The following is a 7,574-nucleotide window of genomic DNA, read 5'->3' as shown; positions in this document are numbered from 1 at the left end:
GGGGCGGCAGATGGCGGGCGGGGGCGAGGTCGACGTCGTCGTCGAGGAGGTCGAGCACCGGGACGCAGCGGCTGAGCCCCGGCTGCTCGGCGGTCGTGCCGGTGCGGTCGAAGGGCCGCCAGGCGTCGAGGACCGCGGAGCGCACGGCCTGCCAGTCGTCGCGGGCGCGCCCGTCACCGGTGGACGCCGTGTCGACGAGCAGCAGTCCGGACGGGGAGGGCCGGGCCCCGGCGGTGGGGCGGCGCAGCACCCACAGGTGCAGCGGGACGTTGTACGGGGGTGCCGATCCGGCGGGCAGCGCGATCACGGCACGCAGGGCGCCGCGCCGCAGCAGGTCGGCCCTGATACGGCGGCCGGAGCGGCGGGACGCGGCGGCGGGCGGCATCAGCAGGACGGCGGTGCCGCCGTCGCGCAGATGGGCGAGGGCGTGCTGGACCCAGGCCAGTTCGGACTCGGTGCGGGCGGGGAAGCCGTACTCCCAGCGCGGGTCGTAGGCGAGTTCGTCATGGCCCCAGTTGCGCTCGTTGAACGGCGGGTGGCACAGCACCGCGTCCACGGCGAGGCCGGGGAAGGCGTCGGCGCGCAGGGTGTCGCCGACGCGTGCGCGTACCTCGGCGTCGGTGCTCAGGGCGAGCCGCAGCGCGGTGAGGGCGGCGAGTTCGGGAGCGGAGTCCTGCGCGTACACGGCGGTCGGCGAGCGGACGGCGCCGAGCAGGGCGCCGGTGCCGGCGGCGGGGTCGAGCACGGTACGGGGCCGGCCGGCGAGTTCGGCCATCAGTGCGGCGGGGCCGGCCGGAGTGAGCGTGTACTGGCGGGGGTTGGCGTCGAGCTGCCGCCCGAGCAGGAACTCGAAGGTACGGCGGGTGCCGAGCTCGGCGGCGAGTTCGCCGACGCCCCTCAGCAGCGGCACGGAGGCGGCCGTCTCGGCGGGGCCGGGGGCGGCCAGGGCCGCGTGGCCGGTGTTCACAGTCGGCTGTGAACTGCCGTTGGTGCCGACATGGCCCGGGGTCGTGCCCGAGGTGTTCACAGCGGCCTGTGAACCGAACCGTTGGGTGAGCACCCTGGCGAGCTTGCCGGGAAGCGCCTCGGCCATCCGTGCGTCGGTGAGGCCGCCGAGCTTCAGCCACTCGGTGGGCCGGTCGCTGATCAGGAGCAGGGCGCAGCCCGCGTGGACGAGGGCGGTGACGGGGCCGGCGGGGTGTCCGGCGAGCTGTTGCCAGACCCGTTCGCGGAGCGGGACCTCGGCGAGTTTCCCCTGCTTGCGCAGCCATTCCTCGACCTCGGCGAGCGCGAAGGCGGGGCTGGCCTCGGTGCCGCCGACGGGCCGGGGGAAGTCCGCGTGACGACGGCGCCAGTTGCTGACGGCCGCGCGGCCGACCCCCGCGAGCCGCGCGATTCCGGTGGCGGTCACCTCAGTGGCGTTGTCCTGCTCCCGCACGGCTTCCCTCCCGATGACGCTGTGGCGCCGAGCATACCCAAGGGCACCAGAAAACCCGCTTCACAAGACAAACCGACAAACAACATTCAGTCGCGTTGACTCGGTTCACAGAGTCTGTTCTGATTGACCCGTCGGAACGAGCGGCCGCCGGAACGAGGTGGCCGCCCTTCTCGGGAGGGACCTCTCATGGGCATGAGAACGAGGCTCGCGCTGAACGCCGCCCTCGGTCTCGCGATCATCGGCGCGATGGCGTGCGGCCCCGACACCGACGGCGCCGAGGGCGGCTCGTCCGGCTCGGTGGCGCCGGAGGACGCCGGCGGGAAGAAGGACACGGCCGAGGAGAAGGAGTCCGACGCGGCCAAGGACTCCCGGGCGGACCGGTTCAAGGCCTTCGTGAACGAGAACGGCACCCCGCAGGAGAAGGAAGCCGTCGCCCACGTCACCGAGGTCCGGGGCGCCGAGGAGCAGAACGACGTCCTCGACAGCGTCGACGTCCACACCGACTTCACCGGCGGCCTCCTCGGCGAGGGAACCGGCCCCGCCAAGCTCATCGCCTCCGCCTTCGCGGACTGGAAGCACAGCGAGAACGGTCTCGTCACGGTCTACGACGCCGACGGCGATCCGCTCGGCAACGGCAGGTTCTAGAGGTTGACGGACCCCCACCCACCGCACGACACCCCTGAGGGAACCCCATGCGTCGCACCACCGCACTCTGCCTGCTCGCCGCCACCGCCTTGCTCGCCCTCACCGCGTGCGGCTCCGGAAAACCGGAGGCCGCGGGCGGTGACGGCAAGGACACGGCCGCCCCGGCTTCGAAGTCCGCCCCGTCCACGGCCGAACAGACCCCGTTCGCCGACCTGTCCGGGCAGGAGATCGTCGACAAGGCGTTCAAGGCCACCAGGAGCGCCACCTCCCTGACCTTGAAGGGCAGCATCTCCGACGGCAAGGACACGGTCAGGCTGGACCTGGCCCTCGACCGCGAAGGGCACTGCGCCGGGTCCATCGGAATGGGCGGGGGAAACGTCGACGTCATCAGGACCGACGACACCGCCTACACGAAGTTCGACGAGGCGCTCCTGCGCTCCGAGAGCGAGGGAGAGCCCAAGTCCGAGACCGACAGCATGGTGGACATGCTCGCCGACCGCTGGATGAAGGCCGACGCCGACAGCGACGACGCCAAGGAGGTGACCGAGTTCTGCGACCTCGACGAGCTGCTCGCCGGGTTCGAGGACTCCCACTCGGTCGCCCGCAAGGGCAAGGCGACGACACTCGACGGCACACCCGCGTTCACCCTCACCGAGGCCGACGGCAAGGACCGCTACACGCTCTACGTCGCCACCGAGGGCAAGCCGTATCTGCTGCGCATCGAGAAGACCACGGCGAAGAAGCCGGAAACCCTCTCCTTCACGGACTACGGCAAGCCGGTCCCGGTGACGCCGCCCGCCGACAAGGACATCGTGGACCTCGACAAGCTCTGACGTCCCGCCGCGGCCCGACCGGCCACCTGACCGACGGCCCGTCACCCCTGTGGGGGGGAGTGTGACGGGCCGTCGCCCCGGCCGGGGAGGCACACCCGCCTCCCCGGCCGTACGGCGTCGCGTCACCGCGCCTGGAACCGCTCCGGTGCCTTCGTCGGGTTGCCGCCGGAAGGGAGCTTCTGGTCGGGGCAGGTGGACAGGACCTTCTTCATCTCGGCCTTCTCCGCGGCGGTGACCCACAGCTCGTACTTCTTCTTCACCGCGACCTGCGCGGCGACGTACGCGCACCGGTAGCCCTTGTTGGGCGGCAGCCAGGTCGCCGTGTCGCCGTCGCCCTTGGACCGGTTGGCGCTCGCCTCCACGGCGAGCAGGTTGAGCGGGTCGTTGGCCAGGGCTATGCGCTTGCCGGCGTCCCAGTACGCGGCGCCCTTCTGCCAGGCGTCCGAGAGGGCGACGACATGGTCTATGTCGACCTGGCTGCGACCGCGCCGGAAGACGATCTCCTTGCCGGTGTACGGGTCCGGCCGCAGCACGCCGGACGACACCTTGCACGTGCCGTCGGTGAACTCGACCTCCTTCAGGTCCCGCTTGAGGATGTCGTCGCGGGTGGGGCAGCTGTTGGAGTCGGTGTCCGCCCAGGCGCTGCCGAACTTGCCCCGCTCGTAGCCGGTCTTCGGCGACCGCCCCTTGACGGGCAGCGACTCGGCGGCGGCGAGCGCCGCACCGCCCCCGCCCGCCGCCCTCTCGGGTTCGCCCGAGCCGTTGATCTCCTCCGTGCAACCGGTCACGGCCAACGCCACGACGGCGGCCACGACCGCACCGCCCCTCAGACGCCTCACGCTGCGCCCCTCCCCTTACGTGCCTGGTCCCGCCCCTGGTGCGGGTCTCTTTTCCAAGATGCCCACGGTAGCGGGGAGAATGTGCATGCCACACGGGGGGCACGGAGGCACGGCGCGGGCACGGCGTGCCCGCGCCCGCTGGCTACGACCCCAGGACGGACGCCAGGAACTCCCCGGCCCAGCCGAGCAGTTCGCGCCCGACCAGCGGCTTGCCGCCGACCTTCGCGGTCTTGGGACGGGGCACGAGGACCTGGTGCACGGCCGGCTTGATCACCGAACCCGGGTAGAGGCGCTTGAGACGCAGCTCCTGCGACTCGCGCAACTCCACCGGGGCGAAGCGGATGTTGTTGCCCTGCAGCACGATCTCGCCCACCCCGCACGCCCGGGCGAGCATGCGCAGCCCGGCCACCAGCAGCAGGTTCTCCACCGGCTCGGGCACCTTGCCGTAGCGGTCGGTGAGTTCCTCGCGGACGGCCTTGATGTCCTCCTCCGAGTCGGCCGAGGCGATGGACCGGTAGGCCTGCAGGCGCAGCCGCTCGCCGGGCGCGTAGTCGTGCGGGACGTGCGCGTCCACGGGCAGCTCGATCTTGACCTCGAGCGGCGGCTCCTCGATCTCCCCCGTCTCCAGCTGCCGCCGGTAGTCCGCCACCGCCTCGCCGACCATGCGCACGTACAGGTCGAAGCCGACGCCCGCGATGTGCCCGGACTGCTCGCCGCCCAGCAGGTTTCCGGCGCCGCGGATCTCCAGGTCCTTCATCGCCACGTACATGCCCGCGCCCATCTCCGTGTGCTGGGCGATGGTCGCCAGCCGCTCGTGGGCCGTCTCGGTCAGCGGCTTCTCCGGCGGGTACAGGAAGTAGGCGTAACCCCGTTCGCGGCCGCGGCCCACCCGGCCGCGCAGCTGGTGCAGCTGGGACAGGCCGAAGTTGTCGCCGCGCTCGACGATCAGGGTGTTGGCGTTGGAGATGTCGATGCCCGACTCGACGATCGTCGTCGAGACCAGCACGTCGTACTTCTTCTCCCAGAAGTCGACCACGACCTGCTCCAGGACGGTCTCCGACATCTGGCCGTGGGCGGTGGCGATCCGCGCCTCGGGGACGATCTCGCGCAGCCGGGCCGCGGCACGGTCGATGGACTCCACCCGGTTGTGGATGTAGAAGACCTGGCCCTCGCGCAGCAGCTCACGGCGGATCGCCGCGCCGATCTGCTTCTCCTCGTACGGCCCGACGAACGTCAGCACCGGGTGGCGCTCCTCGGGCGGCGTGGTGATCGTCGACATCTCCCGGATGCCGGTCACCGCCATCTCCAGGGTCCTGGGGATCGGCGTCGCGGACATCGTCAGGACGTCGACGTTGGCGCGGAGCTTCTTCAGCTGCTCCTTGTGCTCGACACCGAAGCGCTGCTCCTCGTCGACGACGACCAGGCCCAGGTCCTTGAACTTCGTCTCCGACGAGAACAGGCGGTGGGTGCCGATCACGACGTCCACCGAACCGTCGCGCAGCCCCTCCAGGACCGCCTTGGCCTCGGTGTCGGTCTGGAAGCGGGACAGCGCCCTCACCTTCACCGGGAACTGCGCGTACCGCTCGGAGAACGTGCCGAAGTGCTGCTGCACCAGCAGCGTGGTGGGCACGAGCACCGCCACCTGCTTGCCGTCCTGGACCGCCTTGAAGGCGGCGCGGACCGCGATCTCCGTCTTGCCGTAGCCCACGTCGCCGCAGATCAGACGGTCCATCGGGACCGACTTCTCCATGTCCTCCTTGACCTCGGCGATCGTGGTGAGCTGGTCGGGCGTCTCCGCGTAGGGGAAGGCGTCCTCCAGCTCCCGCTGCCAGGGCGTGTCGGCGCCGAAGGGGTGCCCGGGCGCGGCCATGCGCGCGCTGTAGAGCCTGATCAGGTCGGCGGCGATCTCCTTGACCGCCTTCTTCGCCCGCGCCTTGGTCTTCGTCCAGTCCGCGCCGCCGAGCCGGTGCAGGGTGGGCGCCTCGCCGCCGACGTACTTGGTGATCTGCTCCAGCTGGTCGGTGGGGATGTACAGGCGGTCGCCGGGCTGGCCGCGCTTGGCCGGGGCGTACTCCACCACCAGGTACTCGCGGGTGGCGCCCTGCACCGTGCGCTGCACCATCTCGATGTAGCGGCCCACGCCGTGCTGCTCGTGGACGATGTGGTCGCCGGCCTCCAGCGTCAGCGGGTCGACGGACTTGCGGCGGCGGGCCGGCATCCGGGCGCCGTCGCGGCCGGCCGACCTCTGGCCGGTCAGGTCGGTCTCGGTGAGCACCGCCAGCTTCAGGCCCGGGTCGACGAAACCGTGGTCGATGCAGCCGCACGCCACGTGCACGACCGACGCGGACAGCTGTCCCAGGTCCACGTCCAGGCGGGCCGCGATGCCCTCCCCGCCCAGCACCTCGACGGTGCGGGAGGCCGGGCCGTGGCCCTCGGTGACGAAGACCGTGCGCCAGCCGTCCGCGAGCCAGCCCTTGGTGTCGGCGAGCGCCTTCGCGGTGTCCCCGCGGTAGGTCTCGGGCGCGTGCATACCCAGCTTGAGGGTGTCCCCGCCCCCGCCGTCGTACGCCGCCTCGTCCGCGGCGAACGGCGAGACGGTCCACCACATCATGTCCAGCTCGCGCGCGCGGTCCCGTACGTCCGCGATCGACCACAGGGAGGCCGCGCCGACGTCGATCGGGGCCTCGCCTCCACCGGCCGTCGCCGCCCAGGAGGCCTGCAGGAACTCCTGCGAGGTCGCCACCAGGTCCGCCGCGCGCGTGCGCACCCGCTCCGGGTCGCAGACGACGGTCATGGCGCCCTTGGGCAGCACGTCGAGCAGCAGCTCCATGTCGTCGACCAGGACCGGCGCCAGGGACTCCATGCCCTCGACCGCGATCCCCTCGGCGATCCTGCCGAGCAGTTCGCCGAGCTCCGGGTGGTGCTCGGCGAGCACACGCGCACGCGTGCGTACGTCCTCGGTGAGCAGCAGCTCACGGCAGGGCGGTGCCCACAGGCCGTGCTCGGCGACCTCCAGGGAGCGCTGGTCGGCGATCTTGAAGTAGCGGATCTCCTCGACGTCGTCGCCCCAGAACTCGATGCGCAGGGGGTGTTCCTCGGTGGGCGGGAACACGTCGAGGATGCCGCCGCGCACGGCGAACTCGCCGCGCTTCTCCACCAGTTCCACGCGGGAGTACGCGGCGGCGGCCAGGGCGTCGACGACATCGTCCAGGTCGGCGGTCTGTCCGCTCCTCAGCGACACCGGTTCCAGCTCGCCCAGGCCCTTGACCTGCGGCTGGAGGACGGAGCGCACGGGGGCGACGACGACGGAGACCGGGCCGGTCTCCGGGTCGTCGGGGCTGGGGTGGGCCAGGCGGCGCAGCACGGCCAGGCGACGGCCCACGGTGTCGCTGCGGGGGCTGAGCCGCTCGTGCGGCAGCGTCTCCCAGGAGGGGTACTCCGCGACGCCCTCGGGGGGCAGCAGCGAGCGCAGGGCGGCGGCCAGGTCCTCGGCCTCGCGGCCGGTCGCCGTCACCGCGAGCACGGGGCGGGCGGACTCACGGGCCAGGGCGGCGACCGCGAAGGGGCGGGCCGCCGGGGGGCCGACGAGGTCGACGTGCATGCGGTTGCCGTCCGCCGCGGCGGTGATCGCTTCCGCGAGGGCGGGGTCCTTGATGACGGCGTCGAGCAGACCGTGCAGGGTCATGAGGGGCTTTTTCCGTCCGGGGGTGGGCAACACGAAGGGCCCGACTCGTGCGGCGGGCCGGGGGTCCCTTCAGCGTACGACGCCCGGGCGGGTGGCCGTGGAGGCTGTGGACAACGGGGGCGGGGGCGGCGGGG

General features: G+C 72.1%; 5 protein-coding genes. 2 read left to right on the top strand and 3 right to left on the bottom strand.

Translation table 11 applies throughout. From position 1 onward, the window contains the following. A partial coding sequence (locus RH94_RS23040) for an N-6 DNA methylase (RefSeq protein ID WP_073949677.1) occupies positions 1-1,411 on the bottom strand: 1,411 nt, incomplete at its 3' end. A gap of 213 nt (positions 1,412-1,624) precedes the next feature. Here RH94_RS23040 and RH94_RS23035 point away from each other — a divergent pair. Next, positions 1,625-2,083 carry a hypothetical protein gene (locus RH94_RS23035; protein WP_073949513.1) on the top strand — a complete coding sequence of 153 codons (459 nt, stop codon included), beginning with the start codon at positions 1,625-1,627 and terminating at the stop codon, positions 2,081-2,083. 47 nt (positions 2,084-2,130) lie between these two features. After that, positions 2,131-2,916 (top strand): hypothetical protein, encoded by a 786-nt coding sequence (locus RH94_RS23030; protein WP_073949511.1) that lies wholly within the window; start codon positions 2,131-2,133, stop codon positions 2,914-2,916. 122 nt (positions 2,917-3,038) lie between these two features. On the opposite strand, the gene RH94_RS23025 is transcribed toward RH94_RS23030, so the two are convergent. Both RH94_RS23025 and mfd read right to left on the bottom strand, forming a co-directional pair. Continuing rightward, positions 3,039-3,755 (bottom strand): HNH endonuclease family protein, encoded by a 717-nt coding sequence (locus RH94_RS23025; RefSeq protein ID WP_073949509.1) that lies wholly within the window; start codon positions 3,753-3,755, stop codon positions 3,039-3,041. A 142-nt stretch (positions 3,756-3,897) separates the two neighbouring features. Beyond that, positions 3,898-7,440: a transcription-repair coupling factor gene (gene mfd, locus RH94_RS23020; RefSeq protein ID WP_073949507.1), complete on the bottom strand. Its 3,543-nt coding sequence runs from the start codon at positions 7,438-7,440 to the stop codon at positions 3,898-3,900. Positions 7,441-7,574: the final 134 nt, after the last annotated feature.

Origin of the sequence: Streptomyces kebangsaanensis (genome assembly GCF_001906585.1) — a bacterium.
GTDB classification, from domain to species: Bacteria; Actinomycetota; Actinomycetes; order Streptomycetales; family Streptomycetaceae; genus Streptomyces; species Streptomyces kebangsaanensis.
Note: the sequence above shows the minus strand (reverse complement) of the source record. Positions and strands in the feature narration are given on the sequence as shown.